This window comes from Diaphorobacter aerolatus (assembly GCF_014489535.1).
Classification (GTDB): domain Bacteria; phylum Pseudomonadota; class Gammaproteobacteria; order Burkholderiales; family Burkholderiaceae_C; genus Diaphorobacter_A; species Diaphorobacter_A aerolatus.
The window spans coordinates 4452512-4471265 of sequence record NZ_CP060783.1 but is presented as its reverse complement, the minus strand read 5'-3'; the positions used below and the strand labels follow the sequence as shown (position 1 = coordinate 4471265).

Below are 18754 nucleotides of genomic sequence, written 5' to 3'. Positions count from 1 at the left end.
CTATCCATTCTCAAGAACATGAGCGAAGACTTGAGAAGGCAACAGATAGCCATAGGCCATGACCTTCACTTACTCAGAGGCAAGCGCGAGGACGTATTCCTTGACTACCTGCAGGAAGTGAACGACTACCTTTCAGCGTACTTTTTGGCCGTCTGCTATATCAAGCGCGAATGGCAAGACAACGACACACCTAAAGGAATCCCACCACGCTACTTCTTCAGGCTGGAGCATGACTACGAGACTCTTTGTGTCGTTGAGTACAAGGACCTACATGACCCAGTGACTGAGTTCCACGCACTTGTTGACTTCCTTCACAAGCACGACTTTGAAATCTCTTCAATCACTGTAAAAGCCGATCTGGAGAAGTCACTACCTACACAAACAACAACAACTAAAAAGGTGAAGATATGAGAGTAATCGACTTCATGAACATGACAAGTGGCGGATACCATGAGAAGCAAATTGAATACAACATGACTGGATTGCTTGCCGAAATCAAGCAGCACTTTCCTGAGGATATCAACCCAAATTTCAGTGACCCCAAGTATAAAAAAATCATTGAGAACCACCCATTCGCACCATTGCTCACAGGCACTCTAGCGAAGGAATTAGGTATCGACAAGGAAGTACTCACCTTGGAGCTTTGGCGCGATTTGAGCAATGGCTATTGCCCAGCAAAGTACCTTCTTGAAGGCTCACTACTTTCAAACAAAGTAGTTGAAACCGAGCGCGGTCCTATGGTCAAGCTCAACAAAAATCCTACCCCTATTGTGGCTGGTGAGTACCGTCCAGACCTTCAACCCAAGGACAAGCGTATAGGGACTGAATTCGTGTTTGGATTGGGTCAAAACACTTCCAATGCTCTCACTGCTTTAGCTATAGCAGATCCAAGCGTTGAGAAGAAATTTGCCGACATTGCCAAGGATATTTTTATCAAAAATATCATTCCGCAAATGGAGATTGACGGAGGCATTCGTAAAGGTAAGGACGGCGCAGAAATAGACTACACCAGTGGGTTGCTGATTGCTTGTTTCCAGCACATAGAGAATCGCGGAACAGACACCTCAGGTCCTGAGCCATTCCGTCATTTCCACTTCGATATTTTGAATACAGCAATGGGTGAGGAAGACGGCGAACTTTACTCAGTCATGAATGACTTGATATGCCAAAACAAGGAAGTCTATACGGCTATCTTCCAAGAGCATTTGAAACCAGCCCTTGAGCAAAACTTTGGCCTTACCTTCAAGCCAATCTACCTGGACGAGGACCGCGATAACGAGTACCTAGCCGATAGCGAGCGCAACATTACCTCATGGGACGTTGACGACAAATTCCTTCCTCAGTCACTTCGTACTGAGCTTGGCAAGCGCACCAAGGAAATGGAAGAGTTCGCACGCTCACAAGGACATGGTGGATTCCTGGCCATGGAGATTGCCCGCAAGGAATCACGCGAGGACAAATCAGAGCTATCCCCTTCAGAGCTCAAAGCAGAGTGGGCAAAGTGGTATCAGCGCCATGGCTTCAGTGCTGAGTACATGAAGGCTCACCAGGACTTCAACCAGGTCAAAGAGGTGGAACCAGCGCTACCTACTGGTGCTGAGCTCATGAGCAACTTCATGCGCAAGCACAAGGACATTGCCTTTACTGAAAACCAGTGGAAGGCACACGTCACCAAACAGCTACTTGGACTCACTACTGGTGAGAAGGCACGCGAGTACGCCGAGAAAATTTTCAATGAGGAAGGTGTCTTGATTCTGGAGCCTGAAAAGGCTGAGTACTACAAGGACTTCATTGAGGGAAGAATCACCGACCCACGCGAGTACAAGCAAAAGCAAATCCGTTATGGACGCGACGTAAGGTTCACCAGCAAGACCATTCTCAAAATGGAAGAGTATGTTGTTGAGTCCTCAAAAGCTCGCATACGTGAAACCAAGTTCCAGCTTGATAAAACCAAAATTTTTAAAGCAATCATGGACTTTGAGAAGGCTCAGAAACCATTCAAGGGTAAGCCTTTCCAGTTCGCCAAAGGTCAAAAGGAAGCAGCGATAGCAGCACTTACGGACAAGGGTTCAATCATTAATATTGCTGGTAGAGCAGGAGCAGGTAAGTCAACATTGCTCAAAGTCGTTGTACAGCAATACGAGAAAGCAGGCTTTGAAGTCATAGGCACTTCAACAAGCGATCAGGCAACCAAAGAACTTGCCAAATCAACAGGAATGAATGCTGAGAAATGTTGTAACACTGCAGAGCTTTTCATTGCCTTCAAAGCTGGTTCCTACAAGTTCAAACCTAACACCGTTTGTATTGTTGACGAAGCTGGCATGGCTGATACAGAAACCTTCTACAAATTAGTGAAGGCGTCAAATGAGGCTGGAGCTAAACTAATTTTAGTCGGTGAAAAGGAACAGCTACAGAGCGTAGGATATGGTGGCCTATTCAAGGCAATGAATGAAAGATTTGTCACCAAAGCAGTGACCGATATCAACAGGCAAATTGATACCAAAGACCGTGAAATGGTGGAAGACTTCGCTTGTGGAAGAGCAAACAAAGCAATTGACTACCTTCATTCAAAAGGCAATGTTGTTATCAAGAAAACAAACGAAGGACGCTTAAAACAAATTGTCAAAGACTATGTGACCGACCCAAAAGCCTACACTGAAAAATTCATTGTGGCGGCTACAAACTTGGACGTAGACACAATCAACAATGCGATTCGTGCCGAGTTGAAGAGCCAAGGAAAGCTTGAGGGTCCTGAGGTGAAGATTGAAGGTAAGGACGGTATCAGGCGCGACTTCATGGAAGGTGATCGAATCATTTTCACCAAGAAACAGAAGAGCGACAACGCAGGTACTGAGCGCGAAAAAATCAGCAATTCAGAGCGTGGCACGGTGATAGGTTTCACACGCCTTACAAACGGCAAGCTCAACACAATCAGGGTCAAGCTGGACAACGGCGAAGAGCATTTCTTGAACCTTGGCAAGCCCTTGAATATCAAGCACGGCTACGCCTCTACCGTCCACAAGTCCCAAGGGTCCACCAAGGATTCCGTTTACTACTGGGTGAGTCCTACCCTCAACAATCTTCACCAAGCCTACGTTGCATGTTCTCGCCATAGAGAAACACTAAAAATGTACTTGTCCAATGACATGGTTGAGTCCACGGTGAACAAGCTTGACGGCAAACCACCGACAAAAGGTATGGTTAAAACAGCCCAGTTGATTGCCAAAAAAGAGAACATTGAGCTTGCGCCTGAAACATTGAAATCATTCAAAGAGACACGCGAGTTCTTGAACAAGCACACCTACAAAATGGGCTCTAACGGTGAGCAAGTTCCTACTCAAGAAAACGTCTTGGACTCATTCAAGCAAATCTTCATGGCAATGTCTCAGACTGCTTTCAAGAAAACCACCTTTGACTACAACTTGGGTAAAGAGGAAGAGTATTCGAAGTACCACGAAGTCAAGAGCTACCTATCCAATCGCTTGAAGAAAGCTATGGGCATGGACAACGACAACAAACCTTTATCCAAGCCTCAAGCCGTACCTATCGCTGAGCGTAAACCAGAGCAGGCACCTCAACAGAGCAAAGAGATACCTATCCCAATGCATGTACTCAAGCGACTACAAGCGCAACGAGCAATAGCCGCAGGTATCCATGTGGTCAAGGATAAAGTGAAGGAAATCTTCAAACCTGAGCCTACACCTGAACCTAAGCAGCCAAAGAAACCAGAGAAAAAGCTAAAGCTCAACAAAGGAAGAGTCATGTAATTTGACAATCACTAAAATTGTGCTATTAATATAGTGTTGTATGAGTTTCCTTGTAATGTAGAAAAAGACCACCCTTAAAAAAGGTGGACTTTTTTTGCCTATTCCATAAACAAAAATATCCCTCGGAGGAAGGGATATATTTGAACTATAGAAAGGAAATTGAAGAGCGATAAAGACTTTTCAATTATCAATATAGCAGAGCAATTCTGTTTGTCAAATTTCCAAAGAGGTATTGATTATTTCAATATATCTGCTACAACTAAAAGAACAACAAGGAAAACAAATGACTAAAGAAACAAAAAGACCACTGGTGATACCAAATGAGAAATTACCTCAAGTGGCAATCATAAGAATGAACAAGAACAAGAATGGCAACTTCGTTTTAGAAAACCTTCCTGAAGGTGCTAAACCACCACCTGAAGATCTCACTTGTATCAATTGTGCGCATGCAGGCTGGACGGCTAACAATAGAGGCGCTTACGGCTATTGTGAAAAGTTCCATAAAGACATTCACACACCGAAAGAAATAGGCACAACCTTAATTTGTAGCCACAACATTCCACTTGAAGATTCCCCTACTCAGCCTGAACCTCAGGAAGAGCAGCCTCAAGAGCAACCAAATAAAGATATCTTGGAAGACCCATTCATTCAAGAATTATTAGGTCAAAGTGGTAGTGAAGTGAATGACGATATCACCTGATCGACGGAAGGTAGAACTATTAGACAAGCGGCTTTAAAAGTCGCTTTTTTTTGGCAAAGAGGTATTGATTATTTCAATATATCTGCTAAAACTAAATTAGAAGAACATAAAAGGAGAACGATATGACTTTGAGAAATGAATTAACAGATCATGAGGATTTCATAAATAGTCCAGACGGACAAGATAGCTACATTGCCCCTGCAATCATGGACGGCTACAAAGCTAAACCAGTACAAGCATTGGCAACTAGAACAAAGGTGAACTTCTCAATCTTGCGTAGCAAGTACACCCATGCTCTTACCCCCATTGCCGTGACCGCAGCAGCGACAACAATCCTTTTCGGTGGATACGAAGTTATCAAAGCAATCGTTAGTTTATTTTAAGGAGTCGCCATGAGTAATTTGAATAAAAAAATTGACGCTCTTGAGGAAGTAAACAGCAAGCTCAATGAAGAACTAAAAGCAATCTACTTTAGACAAAAGATTGAAGGCATAGTAATGGGTAGTTTTATTATGTTGTGTATCTTGGGAGTTCCAGCGTCTTACTGGGGAATCCGTGTAATGAACAATGTTAATGGAACAATTGCAGGCGAATCAATCAGAGTTCAAAAAGAACTTGACGAGTCATATCAGTTCAGTTGCCTTAAACCCACAAGCGAAATGGATAACAAAAAAATCAAATTTATTCTCAGTGAGGTTGACAACGCAGAACTCTACGAAGCTGTAAAAGCAGACAAATCATTAGGAAATAAAGGTGGAGTCTACGAGAAGGCAAGAGAAATTATTGAGAACGAAGAAGCCGTTGAAATGTTATGCGCTGAAGCCGACGAAGAAAAGAAAAACTACAAAGCACCAGAGCCTTGGGTTTACTTCAAAGCAAACTGGAAAGAGGTGCTTTTCAAATGAACGACAAACCTATCTATGTTTGGTTCTCAAGTCAATTAGTTAATGATCGCACACGACCACATGTTTATATGGTTTCCGCGCTATTAAGCACCATATTCATGTTCTTACTTGCTTTCACCATAGCGCTCACCGTGCTATGTATCAACTATCCGTTCTTCCCCATGCCGACGAACAATCAACCAGCATGGTTCCACGTCCTTGCCTTCTTCAAGCTTGCCTTTGGAATGGTGTCACCAGCCTTTCAATTTGAGGGATTCAGAACCTACGCGAGAGCACTTATTTGGTGGGAGAGCCGTGGTGAGGTGTACTTGATAGTCATTCGCTGGATTCTTGCCCTCATTGCCGGTGGAGCAGGAGCTTGGCTCTTCGGTAGGAAAGCATTCAAACCAGTGGAGCAATCGCGCCAGGTACGAGGTAGAAAGCTTTGGAAAGGGAAGGAAGGGTTTGCTGAACTGAAACGCTCATTTGACGCTCAGGCGAGCTCAGCAGGAGCCTCATACATTATTGCGAGTAACAAGGGCTTGGGGTTCAATGTGCTTGACGCAAAATCATTCGCAGACCCCAAAGACGTAATCTACATGCCCGACCCTCAACGCCGTGGACATTGTTTTTACATAGGTGGCTCACGCAGAGGTAAAGGTGTCACTACCAAAAAGGTAGTCATGCAAATGTACTACCACAACATTAGACGCAAGTTCAAGCCTTTGAACGATACGCCATACAAGCTATTCATTGTGGATACGCCTAAAGGTGAGTACGCGAGCTTGTTCAAGAAGAGACATGCACTTCAAATCACAACAGACGAAAAATACATGACACCACACGCTATAAGTCTTGATTTAGAACTCACTCAGGACGTGGCTCAATTTGTAGCAGGAATGATTCCAGTATCAGATAAAGATTCGTTTTGGGGCAATGCGGCAAGAAGTGTAGCAACTGGGATAGGAGCATTTCTTTGCGCAGAGGCAAAAGGACTTTGGGGCTACTCACACTTCGCATACTTCAAAGATTTACCGCCTGAAGAGATAGCCGCACTTCTCAAAAAATATTATCCAGAGTCAAATCAAATTCTAGCTATGGGTGAGCAACCATTGAGTTCAATAATGGGAACATTAGCCGCCTCACTAGGCTTTATGAATGACGTTGCCCGTATTTGGGAAGGGTACGACTACAAGAAAGAAATCCACCAAATGACCGCTGCAATGCTCAAACTTCAATTCTGGCAAGAATGGTTTTTAGACAAATTCCTATCAATTGAATTAACTGAGGAAAATAAGGAGGATATATTTAAGAAGTCCGAGTTAATTTCCTCATTAAAGACATCTCTCGCTGATACGAAAAAAGGAACCTCTGAAGATAAAGATAAGGAAATTGCTGAACTTGAGGAAAATATAAGAATTGAAGAAAGATTGAAGCAAAGAATCTTTGATAGTAAAAATGGAGAAAAAGCAACTCTAGCAATTCTTGATTACCATTTTAAAGATTTAACAAAATCTAATCCAGATTGGCAATGGGTAGACCTGAAAGAACGTTTACTTATTAAATGGGCTGATCAAGTGAGCATGGTTACGCGCGACAATCCAAAGCTTGATATTAGGATTTTTGATAGGTCAAATATCAAGAGCTACATTGCGAACATTGAAGTTATTGTGAAGTGGGCCAAAATTTGGGACGCCTATGAAACCCGTCCTAAGTTCTCAATGAGAGAATGGTTGTACGACGAGAATCCCCAAACCAAAATTGTTATTATGAAACCTTCAGGACGTTTCAATAATCAACTTGACGGAATTATCAAAGGATTGTTGTACTACATGAAGAGTACTATCAATGACAAGTATTTCAAGGACGACAAGAAGAATGGTCAAACCGTAAGAAACCTTCACATGGTTCTTGACGAGTTCCAGAACTTAGGCAATGTCAAGGAGTTCATTGAACCAGCACTTGAAATGTTTGCCTCTAAAGGTGTGACTGTACATTTATGTTGCCAAGACTTCTCACAATTGAAGGCTATCTATCAAGAAGAATTCTTAAAATTCGTACTTGCGAACACCATGAACATTTATATCATGGGTATGAATTCTGGTGATTCTGCTGAAATGGTGTCTAACCTTGTCGGTAAAAAACATATCAGCAAAGTTCATGCTAGCCAAACAAAGCAGGAAAGTGGAACTTCGTCAAGTTTTAGTCCTCAGGTACATGACAATGAACTCGTTATTACACCCGACGAAATCAATAGTTTCCTTGGAACGAGGTTTACCAAAGTCAATGGTAAACCCCACGGCGAAACCACATTCTTGTATCTTCCTGGAAATGAGAAGGACGTTTTCATGCTCACTCTTCCAGTAGAGAACTATCCAGTGTTGTATCAAGCTGAGCCTGCAGACTGGATATCTGGAAAGACCTACAAACCTTCCAGAATCACAACTCAGGATATCAAGAAAGCAGTGGAAGGCTACGGCACAAGCTCAGTCTCTAGCTCAGGTGGTAGTGGTGGTGGTGTATCAATGGACAAACCCAAAGCGAACCCCAAAGGGCTTTACATGGAAGACAAACCTGTTGCCGACGCTGCAGACGAATTTGAGCTCAGCCCTGAAGAGCTAGACGCTTTGGAAATGGCTACCCAAAAGGAAGAGCGTAGCACCTACTACCAGTTGCCTACTGAGGACGAGAACATGCAAGACACCATTCTCAAAGACGTAATCGGTGAGGTGGTCGGTGGTGGCGCTGTACAGACTGGACTTCATTTGCTTGACGCTTTGGGAGCCAAGGCAAAGAACCTCACTACTTCCAGAACAAAGTATCACGAAAGCTGGAAGAAAAAAGAGAAAAAAGAAGGCTTAGATCCACTCACCAAAAATTGACATTTTGGCCTTTTCTGCTAATTTAATAATATATATAACAAGGAGACATATATGAACAACGACATTACTAATGAAATGAAAAAAGAAGCTCAATCCTTTACTGGTTATTTATCCAGAATGAGGGATAGGATTGAAACTCACGAAGCTCAACCAAAGACTCAACTTCACCCAATGCTTACTACCAAAGCTATGGACGACGAAATGAGAATGAACGGCTTGAGAGTGAAACCTGAGGCTCGCAAAGGACGCGACTTTTTCAACACTACTCAAAACGCCGAAACACTTCAGGTGTTCAATAGTATGCTCAATGTGAGAGACATTCGTTCAAAGTATGAAAAAATGGACTCACGCGACGTAACAGCTCAACATAAGATTCAAGACACACGCGACCTTGCTTATCGCAACATGGAGTTGACTCACAAACAGGAACGCCAAGAGGCGAAAGAAATGGCTCACTTGCTTGAGCCTCAACATAAGTTTGAGAAGGCATACTTTGCCGCGCAGGAATCTAGCTACTTGAATGAACCAGACGCTCAGAAGAAATATCTTCAGGCTCACCAAGCATACAAAGAATACTATGCTGATAAATTTGGTATCTCAACAAATCAGCAAGTACCCGTTGAGAAACCTGCCTATGTGCCTAAAATCAACAATGAATTGAAGGTGAACCCTATTGTTGAGAAATACAAAACTCAACAAGAGCAAGTGAAATCTGAGCCTGTTGTTCAACCCGAGCAAACCAAAGCAATCGTCAAGAACATAGGAGCCATGAGGCAAAAATTTGGTATGTAAAACACTAGCACCTTTCAAGGTGCTTTTTTTTGACTATTCATTTTCCTACGCTAATCTAATATTATGTAGGAGAATCATATGAACATAAAACAAGAAGAACTTTACCAGTATTGCTATGACGGCAATCTACAAGAAGTCCAAAGAATGATTGAGGTTGAAAAAGCCAAGCTCAATTCAGACGAGGGTTACGCCATTCGTGTAGCAGCAGCCAATGGACACTTGCCCCTTGTGAGATACCTTGCTGATAGTGGCGCAAACCTCAACCTTCATGCCTTTGGCAATACGGCACTCACCCAAGCTGCAGAGGACGGACACCTTGAAGTCGTCAAGTTCCTTTTAGACCGTGGCGCCGATATCAACGCTCATGACCAGAAGGTACTTTTGAGCGCAGCTAATTACGGTCAACCTGAAATTGTGGACTACCTTCTCATTGAGAGAGACATGGAGGTAACACCTTCCACCAGGTCAAAGCTCGAGCAGAACCAGCACTTTGTAGCTCTCAGTACCTTGGACAAGCGCGAGCAGTCCCGTATGAGTTTTGAGCAAGCCACATTCGCACTCAAGGTGAACCCCGAGGACTTCAACCTAGCCTCGACATGTGCTGAGAAATTTGGACTCAAGGCACTTGCTCATATGAGCCGTGAGAGCCATGGCTACAACTACCTCACTCTCGCACGCTTGGCTATTCGTCATGAGCAGCAGCAAGGCAACACCACTGGTAATACCAGCATGGTAGACAAGCAACTTCTTGAGTCTTTCAGAGTGGATAGCAACAGCACCACCTTCGATTTGGACACGCTCAGATCCCGTTTAGTCAATGCCCTGAAATTTCAGGAAGTGGGCAAGCAAATTACCTCAGGAATGGCACCAGCTAAAGGTAAAGGGAGGGACATGTCATGAACCCTTCGCAGAAAACGAGAGAGCAGATTTTTAAAGCGGCTCAGGACGGTGATACCGAACAGCTAAACCACCTTTTTGGTGCTGGAATGGTGAGTAGTCCCATGGGAATCCAAGACCTTCAATCAGTGAAGAACTGGGCACTTTCCCAAGCCTCTCAACACGGTCATTTGAACGCCGTTGAGAACCTTCTAAACCGTGGAGCAGAGATTGATTCCTTCGGTGGCAATGCCCTTGGAGTGGCCGCACTCAATGGACACACTCAGGTTGTTTCCTACCTACTGGACCATGACGCCGATATCCACACCGAAGAGGATAACGCTCTTCTGAATGCCGCTGAAAACAACCACCTTGAAACCGTCAAAGTGTTGATAGAGCGAGGCGCAGACCCTGAAGCTCAGGACGGTCAAGCATTGCTTGGAGCAGCGTTTAACGACGCCAAAGAGGTAGTCGAATACTTCCTCATTGAGCTCAGCCTGGACGTGTCCCCAAACAACCAGCAACGCCTCAAGGACAACAACGCGAGCTATGCCCTGAAGGTCCTTGCCATGAGAGACGACATAGCAACACCAGAGCCAGCACCAGCACCTACCAGAACCCTCAAAAGAGGATTGCTTTGATTCCCTGAAATAGTCCGAAGGCGATCAGCACGACACCGATATCACGACACACCACCTTGAGCTTGAACTTGTCCAAGGTGCTACCAAAGACATTCTCTACAGCAGGCTTGAGTTCCGTCTTCATGGTAGTTCGCAATTCCTTCAAAATTTTATTGCGCTCAGTCTCAGTGAGCTCAGCAAGACGGAAACCCCAGTTCAGTTGCCTAGCCGTCATGTCCTTTTCAAATTGAGCCTTCTCATGCTCAATGAGGTCACGCACGGACTGAATTACATGAGGTGGCAAATTAACGATTGTCTTTGCCATGTTGTCGCTCTCTTGTTTGAGCTTATAGGTTTGCTCAGCGACGAACTCAGCCATTGAATCCATAAAAACATTGGCCTCTTGTTGAAGGTTCTCTACGAACTCTTGACGCCACTTATCCCCTACTTGTTCGATACCTTCCAAGTCCTCTCTCAATCCATTCATTCTTTGAGCACTCTGATACTGAAAGACAAAGTATTGCTCAAGTATAGGATTGTTAAGTATTTCCGACTTTTCCAAGTATTCAAAAGTCTTTGAACGCTCTTCAGTTGTGAGTGTATTTAATATTTCCTCTAATTGTTTATTCATTATTTTCAATCTCCTTCAAAAATAGCATAACAGATATATTGATTTTTTCAATATATCTGCTATATATATTTAACAACAAGGAGAAATATATATGAAACTAACAATTAGATCGAGGGTATTGATTTATTTGGGAACTCTAATTTACGGAAATCCAAAGAACTTTGGAATAAATTGTTCACCGGAAGAATTCTATTGTTTGCCAAACGAACGTTCAGCAACTAACCCCATCGCTTTTCACCCATTGAATGCTCACAAATGGGAAAACATGCGCAGAGCATTGTTTTTGGACTTGGCACGCAGAAGAGCATTCAAACACATAACCTATGTTGCTACAGCAGCAGCAATCGTTATTTTCACTGGTGGTTTCATAGCTACAGCAACCATTGTCAAGGGAAAAGAGCTAGTGAGCTCAGCGCAGGCACGCATGAAGACCAAGGACGAAATCTCATTGCGAATATTAGCCATTCAGAAAGAGGCTAAAAAGTTAGCGGACGACGTGCAATCAGGGAAGATTTCAAAAGAAGAGTATTTGCTTCGCGCAAAAGAGCTACAAAACGAATTCGACAAACTGGAGGAATCAAAATGAAATTCAACATTTCTAAAATTTTAAATATCTCAAGATTGTTCTCATGGGAGGCAATCAACAAAGAAAACATGGACTACGTAAACAATGTGAGTTGCCGTCACGACATTCCAAAAGGTAGCAATGTTCCAGAAGACTTGCGCGACATAAAAGGAACGTGGCAATTGACCAAAGACGGCTACCCAGTTGCTGGGCAACTTCTTCCAGAGGACACGGGCATTGGTTCCATGAGTCCAGCCACTCCCTTGTACCTTGGAATGTTTGCCGTAGTCGCAGCGCTTGCGGGATTCCTTCCTGAAGTGGGCTTGAGGTTCTTGGTGCTACCAATGATTGCTCTTTACGCACTTGGGTTCATAGCGTTCTTTAGCTTGCGATTCACATTGCTTGTTGCTGGTTTGACTGTTGCCGCAACATTGATTCTTCCCTACTTGGAAAGATACCTTCAAACAGCCAAAGCATTCATAACAATAACAGGAGGCGGAATATGAACTACATAGCTTTGATACCTACCCTTATGCCCATGGCATACATGCTCTACTTGAACAAGAACAGAGCTTCCCAGCTTACCTACCAAGGTGCAATGTTTGCCAATGCTGTAGTAAGAGCACCAAAAACAGGCAAAAACGAGGCAAGGCATATCCAAACAATCCGTGCCATAGGTGACCACACCCCATTCGTCAAAATGGGCTACAGCATGGGATTGCTCTCTGATAGTGGTGACTCATTCGGTGTAGACGCAGGCATTGGCATGGGTCAAACAATCTATGACCTCAGCACTCACCTTGGCGTGTTTGGTTCAACAGGCGCAGGGAAAACTACCTTGCTCAGAACCATTTTCAAGCAGGTAGCAGCGAGCAAATCAGGCACTCTCATGCTGGACGGTAAAGGCTACTTGGCACGCGATTGCGCCAAGAAATTAGACGCCGTAATCGATCACACCAGCCCAATGAATTTGCTTGAAGGGACCAGCCCAGAAATCTTTTCCTCAACACTTCAAGAGTTGAATGAACCAGACGGTGGACAACAAGGCAATGGCAAATTCTTCAGTGACTCAGCACGCCAAGGTGTCTTTGTGGCAATGGTGTTTCATACCGCGCTGTATCGCACCTACTTGAATGAAGTGGACCAGAGTAAGGACAAAGACAAGCCATACCTCAACACCTTGAACAACTTCAAGCACATGGTGGACATGCTCTACCGCAGTGACGACGAAGCTTTCTCAGCCATGAATCACATGCTTGCCGATATCAACGGCATGGAAAAGCAATCCCAGTTGTATGCGGACGCAGTTGCCTACTACAGCAACTTGTTAGGTATGGAAGGCGAAACCAAACAGAATATCAAGTCAACCATTGACGCTTGGTTAGCACCGTTTTTCAGTTCTGAAAAATTACGCTCATGGTGTGATTGCGCAGTTTCTAGCGTGGACATACTTCAAACCTTGAAGGGCAAAAAAGTAGGCGTGTGCCTTCCAGAATCTGAGTTCCCAGTGGCTGGAAAGATCGCTAGTGCCTTGTTCAAACGCAACTTCTACAGAGCAGTTCAAACCCGTGGAGACAAACTTGAAGACGGCAACACCAAAGTGTTCTTGTTCATAGACGAGGCTCAGCGTGTTGTGGATTCCAGCGACTTGGCAATGTTGCCAATGGCACGCTCAATGAACTTGTCATGTGTGTTCGCAACCCAGAATGTGGAGAGCTACAAAGCACGCTATGGCGAAGAGAAAACACTTGTCATGCTGGACTCTTTGGGTTCATTCGTGAGCTTGAAATCTTCCCACACAACCTACGAATACCTACGCAATCGCATTGGTAAAAACCGTATCTGGATTGAGAGTTCACAAAGTCAAAGTATCAGCTATGGACTCACCACAAAACTTGCTTTAGCAAACCCAGTTTTCGACCCAACAAACCCAATGCGTGGCTGGTTGAAGTTGCATAGCTTTGGAGTGGTGAGAAACATGGTGAGCAGGTTGACTCTTGGTAGTGCTGGTGCCAAAACTGGTCCAGGCGCATACGCCACCATGACACTCACGCAAGAGCCTGTTTTCTTGCTTCAAGACAAGGACATTCAGGTAATCAACACAGAGCCATTCACAGCCATTGCCGTTCTTCAAAGAGCAGGCGTGCCACGCAGAGACATAATCAAAACCATTCCTCTTGACGCTGATTTCAACGAAATTCCAGTGACCGTAGAGCAAATGCTATTGACTAAAAATGTGGACTTCGGGGAAGTTGTATGAGAACACTTCAATCCCCAAAAACCGTCATAGCGATTGCTACGCTTGTGGTCCTTGCGGCCGCAGGCTACTACATGAGCTTGAAGAAGGAACATGCCCCTTGTTCCCTCAAGACATTGTGTTTCCAGAGGACACCCAAAAGCCTTCTCAACCAGGTAGGGCAACCCAAGAACCAGTCTTGATACCCGTACCTATCGGGAACTCAAACACTGCGACCACCCCAGCAGTGAGCAAGCCTAAAACCGTTCAGAACAGCTCATACGGCTCTCAATCGACAAGTCGCAAGGTAGCACTTGCCCAGGCCGAAAAAGGCAACTGGTACGCCTCAATCGTGTCTGAGGTGGAGGGCTATCGTTCCAGGCCATATTTTGACAACAAGGGAATTGCTATCGGCAACGGCTGGAACATTGGACAGCAATCACGCAAACGCAATACTGAGCTTGCTTTCGGTATTGAAATGGACGGCGTAAGCACTGAGGCACTTCTACCGTACTCAGGTGTTCAGAACCCCACTTCACTTCCCAATGTGGCAATCACACCAGAGCAGTCAAGCAAAGCCGTTGAGCTCATGCGCGAACAGTATGAAGCACCCATGAGAAAGCTTGTTCCAAGCTGGTCACAACTCAAACGAAATGAGCAAGACGCTTTGGTGTATCACGCCTATAAAGTAGGTGCTGGTGGAGCAGCCAAGTACACCTCAATGCTCGCAGCATTGAAGACATACGCAGCCAATCCGAGTGAAGAAAACAAGCTCAAAGTAGCAGGCACTTTCACCTACAAATACACCATAAATGGCACCGTCTACCAAGACGCTCGCAGTGCTCTTTATCTGGGTGCTTTGTTCACCAGTCCTGAGGCATACACCTACTTGCTTGGCACCACAAAAGCACCTGCAGATTTTGGCAAAGTAGCTCAGCTTTCAGGTCAAAAAATTGACACCAGCAAACCAGCAGAAGACCAGATTCAGGACGACTACGGCAAAGCTAAAGAGGTGCTAATCAGTAGAGGTATTCCATACACCGTGATACTTCAAGCAGCACCACAAGCAACAGCACCAGCACCCACAAAACCAAGGGTACGAAACAATGCGATTGTCTTTTGGGGAATCTGAAAATTTGCACCTTCGGGTGCTTTTTTGTTGCCTGAAAATTTGATTAAAAAAAAAATTCTGCTACCAATATAAGTATCACTGAATTATTGGGAGGCAACATGCTAAAAATACAAGAAATCAATCTTGACGGAATCGAAGTTTGGACAGAACCAGAACACAACAGAGCCGTCATATCCACACCAAACAACTTTGACATTTACTGGTCACTTAGTCGCAAGGACGAGAACGGTGTTCCTTATGCTGAACGCCATGGAAGTGAAGACCCTTCAAGAGCCTACTTCACCATTCCCTTAGACAAACTCAACACGGATAACAAGGTACGCGACTTCAACCAAAAAATGATCAGCGCAAGAAGTACCAGCAAGGAAATTCAAAACGAGCATGAGGACTTCAAATACACCGTTGCCTTTGACCATTCCAATGGTGCTACACCATGCTTCAAGTACCGTTTACCTGAGAGTGGCTACACCACTGGAAAGGTGGTTCATGCTGGGAAATTCTTCGCAGTGTTAGAGCAAGGCGAGAGGGACGGCAACAGGTACTTTCAGGTTGTCAAAACCAATGCTGTACTTCAAGGACGCGACGAGTTTTTGAACCGTGAAGACGCCGTAAAAAAACACTTCCCAATGGGAGAAATGCGCTACATGAGTGTAGGTCCCACTGGAAGAGTTTCAGTGTCTGAATACCAGCCTACTCAGCAACGCGAACAAGCACCTGAGCAGTCCAGAACACTACCTTTCAATCGCACTCAAAAAGACGCACTCATGGCATTCGCTGAACACTTTGGCGAAGACTGGAAAGGCATTCTTATCAGCAACTGGAATGTCGCACGCTACCCCCAAGTTCCACCACATGACGCCAAGATTCTTGACGGTATGCGCGAGAGCTTAGGAGTCCAAGGTTTGCTTCAAATGAAGACCAAAGATTTGTTCCTTGGTACACCTTCCGACGAGGTAGCTCAACCTCAGCGACAAGCACCTATCCAGCAAAGGCAGCCGAAAACACAGCCCAAATTTAACCGTTCAATGTCATAAGGAGACGAAGAAAATGAACAAGATAAAAGCCGCCTACGAACGCTTGCTACTCGCAGCAAACCCCTACTCAGAACTATACGGATACGCGCACCTTTGCGATATCAACAGCCGTATCGCGCCACATGGCTATCACATACAAAAAGACAGAGGCTGGGGTGACCATACAGAGCTTGGCTACTTCGTCACTATCACCAAAGGGGACGATAGCCCAAACATTTTTATTCGTGCCTTGAATCGCCACAACGAAGACGTTTTCAAGACCTCAGACCCAGCAAGTTTAGACACATGGCTCAAGGACACCTTGTACCCAAGCTTGACCTCACAAGAGCAATCTTTTGGGCGTAGCCAGGAACGCATCCAGGACCGTACCAAGACACAAACCAAAATTCGTTCAATGTAAAGGAGAAAAATATGAACAGATTCGCAGCAGCTTTCAAGCGTATTTCAGAGCAGTTCATGCAAGAGCAAAACTTGCTAGACAAGGGCATGAGCGACCTCAAACAGAGGTATGTCAAGCCACAAGAAAAGACCCCTAAAAAGGAGCCTACCGTCATTCCGAAAATGTGAGCTACATGCTCATGACAACCTTCTGAGTCCTCACTTGTTGAGGCTCTATTTTTTGGGCAATCACGATATCGTTCTGAAGGGACTTTTCAAGCTCAAGCTTGTGTTCATTGAAGTGTCCCATGTTGAAATCAGTTGCCTTGCTCGCACCAGACGCAGCCCTGAAAATTGCGTTCTTGTCGGACTTCAACAGACCTAGCCAGGACTCCATGTAAGCAGCGTGATTTTCATGTCCTGAAGGGTCATAGGGAAGGCCCAGTTCAGCGCCAATAAAGTAGCTACCCATTTCAGCAACGAGCTCTTCAAAGGCATAGGATTTGGAGCCAAACATACCACCCATATCACGACCCAGTTCTTTGCCACTTGCGTGAGTAGCCTCATGTAAAAAGGTGCTGTAGTAAGCGTCAGTGGAATTGAACAATTCCTTGTTCGGCATGTGAATTTTGTGAGCACCTATTTGGTAGTAGGCACGTCCTTGGCCAGAGTGTTCAATGGTGAGTCCAGTCCTCACTTCCAGAGCTTGCGCGAAGAGCTCAATGTCCTTGTGGTCCTCAACAACATTGTCCAGCTTCACATACGGCTCTAACCCCTCGATCTGAGTACCGTTGAAGACAGTCCCAGCGTATTTTTGTACCCAAAACGACTTGACTTGACCAGGTAGAACACCTTCCTCTTCCCTTCGGGAGTGTCACCAGACACCACGATATTGAGAGCCTTAAAGACAGGTGTTCCCTTTGACCCCTTGCGAACGTGGAGCTCAAGACCATTGCTCTCAGCATAGTCCTGAACATTCTTGAAGGTAAAAAAACGAGGGTCAGAGAATCCAGCCGTCATGAGTGTGGCGGCATTGATTCCCCTGTACTTTGTTCCAGTGACAGGATTAAAAGGAAGTTCCTTACAGGTAAACCAAGGCTTGACCCAGCCCGATTCCCTAGATTCCTCAAGAGTAGCAATCATTCGATTGGTTAGCTCTTGGTGGTGGTCTTTTATTTCGTAATCTTTAGCGTTATATTTTCCTTTTGTTGCCATGTTATTCCCCTAAATGAATCAGTTATTTATCCTTTATTAATAACAGAATAAAAAACAATGTCAAAAAAGAGGTATTGACTTTTTCAATATATCTGCTTAAATGAATTTATCATTAACAACAAGGAGACAACAATGATAAAAACAATTTTAGCAATCGCAGCAGGAATTACTTTAGCAGGCTCAGCATTAGCAGGTCCTTCAATCGACAGAATCAATGAAACTGGTAATGTGAACATTGGTTCAAGAGCAAACTCAATTCCTTATTCAAAAATTACTTCCAGAGGTGTAGCAGAAGGCTACTCAACCGACATATGTAAAGTGATAATCAAGGAAATTGAAAGCAAACTTGGAAAAACTCTTGCCATGACCATGCAAGAAGTGGACGGTAAGACACGCCAACCATTAGTCATGAATGGCACAACTCAGCTTGAATGTGGTTCTACTAGCTACACTGAAGAAAGAGCCAAGGTAGTGAACTTCATGATTGTTGACGCCGACCCAGTGATTCCAGCCACTTTAGCAAACAACAACAGTATCAAATCCTTGGACGACTTCAAAGGAAAAAGAGTGTCTGTAGTAGCAGGTACTACAGCAGAAAAAATCTTCAAAAAATTGAATGCTGAAAAAGGCTGGGGAACAACTATTGTTTTAGCCAAGGACTATCCAGAAGCATTCCTTCAAGTGGAACAAGGAAGAACAGACGCCGTATCTACCAATGGTGTATTGTTAGCTGGTGAGATATCCAAACTTAACAATGGCAAGTTCAAACTTTTACCTAAAGTAATCGTAGGTGAGGCTGAACTTATCGGAATCATGTATCCAAAAAATGACCCTGAGTTAGAGCGTATGGTGAAAGTAGTTGAGGCGCGTATCAAGAAAGACGGCACTTTAGAAAGATTGTATTCCAAATGGTTTACACCTCTTGGATTGAAATGGACAGACGAGCAAAGAAAAGCAGTCTTAGGCAACTAAAAAAAATAGCACCCTAGTGGTGCTTTTTTATTGCTCTAAATTTGCGTTTTCCTATCTTCCTGCTATCTTA

Annotated in this window: 20 protein-coding genes; 17 read left to right on the top strand and 3 right to left on the bottom strand. The window is 44.4% G+C overall.

Annotation, left to right across the window (positions count from 1 at the left end; translation table 11 throughout):
* Window positions 1-18: 18 nt before the first annotated feature.
* From H9K75_RS20900 to H9K75_RS20860, 9 genes are all read left to right on the top strand, one after another.
* Window positions 19-411, top strand: coding sequence for a hypothetical protein (locus H9K75_RS20900; RefSeq protein ID WP_187723979.1), 393 nt, complete (start codon window positions 19-21; stop codon window positions 409-411).
* On the top strand, window positions 408-3767 hold the full coding sequence (locus tag H9K75_RS20895; RefSeq protein WP_187723978.1) for an AAA family ATPase: 3360 nt from the start codon (window positions 408-410) through the stop codon (window positions 3765-3767). The genes H9K75_RS20900 and H9K75_RS20895 overlap by 4 nt, the downstream gene beginning before the upstream one ends.
* A 283-nt stretch (window positions 3768-4050) precedes the next feature.
* Window positions 4051-4467, top strand: a complete 417-nt coding sequence (locus H9K75_RS20890; protein ID WP_187723977.1) for a hypothetical protein — start codon at window positions 4051-4053, stop codon at window positions 4465-4467.
* 122 nt (window positions 4468-4589) lie between these two features.
* Complete coding sequence (locus tag H9K75_RS20885) at window positions 4590-4850, top strand: hypothetical protein (protein WP_187723976.1); 261 nt, start codon at window positions 4590-4592, stop codon at window positions 4848-4850.
* Window positions 4851-4859: 9 nt separating this feature from the next.
* A complete protein-coding gene (locus H9K75_RS20880; RefSeq protein ID WP_187723975.1) occupies window positions 4860-5372 on the top strand; it encodes a hypothetical protein in 513 nt (170 codons plus the stop codon).
* Window positions 5369-8233 carry a TraM recognition domain-containing protein gene (locus H9K75_RS20875; protein ID WP_187723974.1) on the top strand — a complete coding sequence of 955 codons (2865 nt, stop codon included), beginning with the start codon at window positions 5369-5371 and terminating at the stop codon, window positions 8231-8233. Before H9K75_RS20880 ends, H9K75_RS20875 begins: the two co-directional genes overlap by 4 nt.
* Before the next feature lie 51 nt (window positions 8234-8284).
* On the top strand, window positions 8285-9025 hold the full coding sequence (locus H9K75_RS20870; RefSeq protein WP_187723973.1) for a hypothetical protein: 741 nt from the start codon (window positions 8285-8287) through the stop codon (window positions 9023-9025).
* 78 nt (window positions 9026-9103) lie between these two features.
* Entirely contained in the window at window positions 9104-9925 is an 822-nt protein-coding gene (locus H9K75_RS20865; RefSeq protein ID WP_187723972.1) for an ankyrin repeat domain-containing protein, read from the top strand.
* Window positions 9922-10542 (top strand): ankyrin repeat domain-containing protein, encoded by a 621-nt coding sequence (locus H9K75_RS20860; protein WP_187723971.1) that lies wholly within the window; start codon window positions 9922-9924, stop codon window positions 10540-10542. Before H9K75_RS20865 ends, H9K75_RS20860 begins: the two co-directional genes overlap by 4 nt.
* Here the strand turns inward: H9K75_RS20860 and H9K75_RS20855 are convergent.
* Window positions 10523-11152: a hypothetical protein gene (locus tag H9K75_RS20855; RefSeq protein ID WP_187723970.1), complete on the bottom strand. Its 630-nt coding sequence runs from the start codon at window positions 11150-11152 to the stop codon at window positions 10523-10525. The two genes, H9K75_RS20860 and H9K75_RS20855, sit on opposite strands and share 20 nt — an antisense overlap.
* Before the next feature lie 91 nt (window positions 11153-11243).
* On the opposite strand from H9K75_RS20855, the gene H9K75_RS20850 reads away from it, so the two are divergent.
* From H9K75_RS20850 to H9K75_RS20820, 7 genes are all read left to right on the top strand, one after another.
* Window positions 11244-11738, top strand: coding sequence for a hypothetical protein (locus H9K75_RS20850; RefSeq protein WP_187723969.1), 495 nt, complete (start codon window positions 11244-11246; stop codon window positions 11736-11738).
* Window positions 11735-12223, top strand: a complete 489-nt coding sequence (locus H9K75_RS20845; RefSeq protein WP_187723968.1) for a hypothetical protein — start codon at window positions 11735-11737, stop codon at window positions 12221-12223. The genes H9K75_RS20850 and H9K75_RS20845 overlap by 4 nt, the downstream gene beginning before the upstream one ends.
* Complete coding sequence (locus tag H9K75_RS20840) at window positions 12220-13977, top strand: type IV secretory system conjugative DNA transfer family protein (RefSeq protein ID WP_187723967.1); 1758 nt, start codon at window positions 12220-12222, stop codon at window positions 13975-13977. Before H9K75_RS20845 ends, H9K75_RS20840 begins: the two co-directional genes overlap by 4 nt.
* A 223-nt stretch (window positions 13978-14200) precedes the next feature.
* Complete coding sequence (locus tag H9K75_RS20835; RefSeq protein WP_187723966.1) at window positions 14201-15085, top strand: lysozyme family protein; 885 nt, start codon at window positions 14201-14203, stop codon at window positions 15083-15085.
* A gap of 98 nt (window positions 15086-15183) precedes the next feature.
* Window positions 15184-16119, top strand: coding sequence for a hypothetical protein (locus H9K75_RS20830; RefSeq protein WP_187723965.1), 936 nt, complete (start codon window positions 15184-15186; stop codon window positions 16117-16119).
* 13 nt (window positions 16120-16132) lie between these two features.
* Window positions 16133-16519, top strand: coding sequence for a hypothetical protein (locus tag H9K75_RS20825; protein WP_187723964.1), 387 nt, complete (start codon window positions 16133-16135; stop codon window positions 16517-16519).
* Window positions 16520-16530: 11 nt separating this feature from the next.
* Window positions 16531-16686, top strand: coding sequence for a hypothetical protein (locus H9K75_RS20820; protein ID WP_187723963.1), 156 nt, complete (start codon window positions 16531-16533; stop codon window positions 16684-16686).
* Window position 16687: 1 nt separating this feature from the next.
* Here H9K75_RS20820 and H9K75_RS20815 read toward each other — a convergent pair whose 3' ends face one another.
* Both H9K75_RS20815 and H9K75_RS20810 read right to left on the bottom strand, forming a co-directional pair.
* Entirely contained in the window at window positions 16688-17257 is a 570-nt protein-coding gene (locus H9K75_RS20815; RefSeq protein ID WP_187723962.1) for a zincin-like metallopeptidase domain-containing protein, read from the bottom strand.
* Window positions 17258-17265: 8 nt separating this feature from the next.
* The gene (locus H9K75_RS20810) at window positions 17266-17712 is read right to left on the bottom strand and encodes an ArdC-like ssDNA-binding domain-containing protein (RefSeq protein ID WP_187723961.1); all 447 of its coding nucleotides are present in this window, start codon (window positions 17710-17712) and stop codon (window positions 17266-17268) included.
* Window positions 17713-17844: 132 nt separating this feature from the next.
* Between H9K75_RS20810 and H9K75_RS20805 the strand changes: the two genes are divergently transcribed.
* Window positions 17845-18684 carry a transporter substrate-binding domain-containing protein gene (locus H9K75_RS20805; protein ID WP_187723960.1) on the top strand — a complete coding sequence of 280 codons (840 nt, stop codon included), beginning with the start codon at window positions 17845-17847 and terminating at the stop codon, window positions 18682-18684.
* The last annotated feature ends 70 nt before the right edge of the window (window positions 18685-18754 follow it).

Coding starts and splice junctions, on each gene's coding strand:
- H9K75_RS20860 (WP_187723971.1), top strand. CDS start 9,922: ATGAACCCTTCGCAGAAAACGAGAGAGCAGATTTTTAAAGCGGCTCAG.
- H9K75_RS20900 (WP_187723979.1), top strand. CDS start 19: ATGAGCGAAGACTTGAGAAGGCAACAGATAGCCATAGGCCATGACCTT.
- H9K75_RS20830 (WP_187723965.1), top strand. CDS start 15,184: ATGCTAAAAATACAAGAAATCAATCTTGACGGAATCGAAGTTTGGACA.
- H9K75_RS20845 (WP_187723968.1), top strand. CDS start 11,735: ATGAAATTCAACATTTCTAAAATTTTAAATATCTCAAGATTGTTCTCA.
- H9K75_RS20840 (WP_187723967.1), top strand. CDS start 12,220: ATGAACTACATAGCTTTGATACCTACCCTTATGCCCATGGCATACATG.
- H9K75_RS20825 (WP_187723964.1), top strand. CDS start 16,133: ATGAACAAGATAAAAGCCGCCTACGAACGCTTGCTACTCGCAGCAAAC.
- H9K75_RS20805 (WP_187723960.1), top strand. CDS start 17,845: ATGATAAAAACAATTTTAGCAATCGCAGCAGGAATTACTTTAGCAGGC.
- H9K75_RS20870 (WP_187723973.1), top strand. CDS start 8,285: ATGAACAACGACATTACTAATGAAATGAAAAAAGAAGCTCAATCCTTT.
- H9K75_RS20895 (WP_187723978.1), top strand. CDS start 408: ATGAGAGTAATCGACTTCATGAACATGACAAGTGGCGGATACCATGAG.
- H9K75_RS20875 (WP_187723974.1), top strand. CDS start 5,369: ATGAACGACAAACCTATCTATGTTTGGTTCTCAAGTCAATTAGTTAAT.
- H9K75_RS20855 (WP_187723970.1), bottom strand. CDS start 11,152: ATGAATAAACAATTAGAGGAAATATTAAATACACTCACAACTGAAGAG.
- H9K75_RS20810 (WP_187723961.1), bottom strand. CDS start 17,712: ATGGCAACAAAAGGAAAATATAACGCTAAAGATTACGAAATAAAAGAC.
- H9K75_RS20885 (WP_187723976.1), top strand. CDS start 4,590: ATGACTTTGAGAAATGAATTAACAGATCATGAGGATTTCATAAATAGT.
- H9K75_RS20850 (WP_187723969.1), top strand. CDS start 11,244: ATGAAACTAACAATTAGATCGAGGGTATTGATTTATTTGGGAACTCTA.
- H9K75_RS20865 (WP_187723972.1), top strand. CDS start 9,104: ATGAACATAAAACAAGAAGAACTTTACCAGTATTGCTATGACGGCAAT.
- H9K75_RS20820 (WP_187723963.1), top strand. CDS start 16,531: ATGAACAGATTCGCAGCAGCTTTCAAGCGTATTTCAGAGCAGTTCATG.
- H9K75_RS20880 (WP_187723975.1), top strand. CDS start 4,860: ATGAGTAATTTGAATAAAAAAATTGACGCTCTTGAGGAAGTAAACAGC.
- H9K75_RS20890 (WP_187723977.1), top strand. CDS start 4,051: ATGACTAAAGAAACAAAAAGACCACTGGTGATACCAAATGAGAAATTA.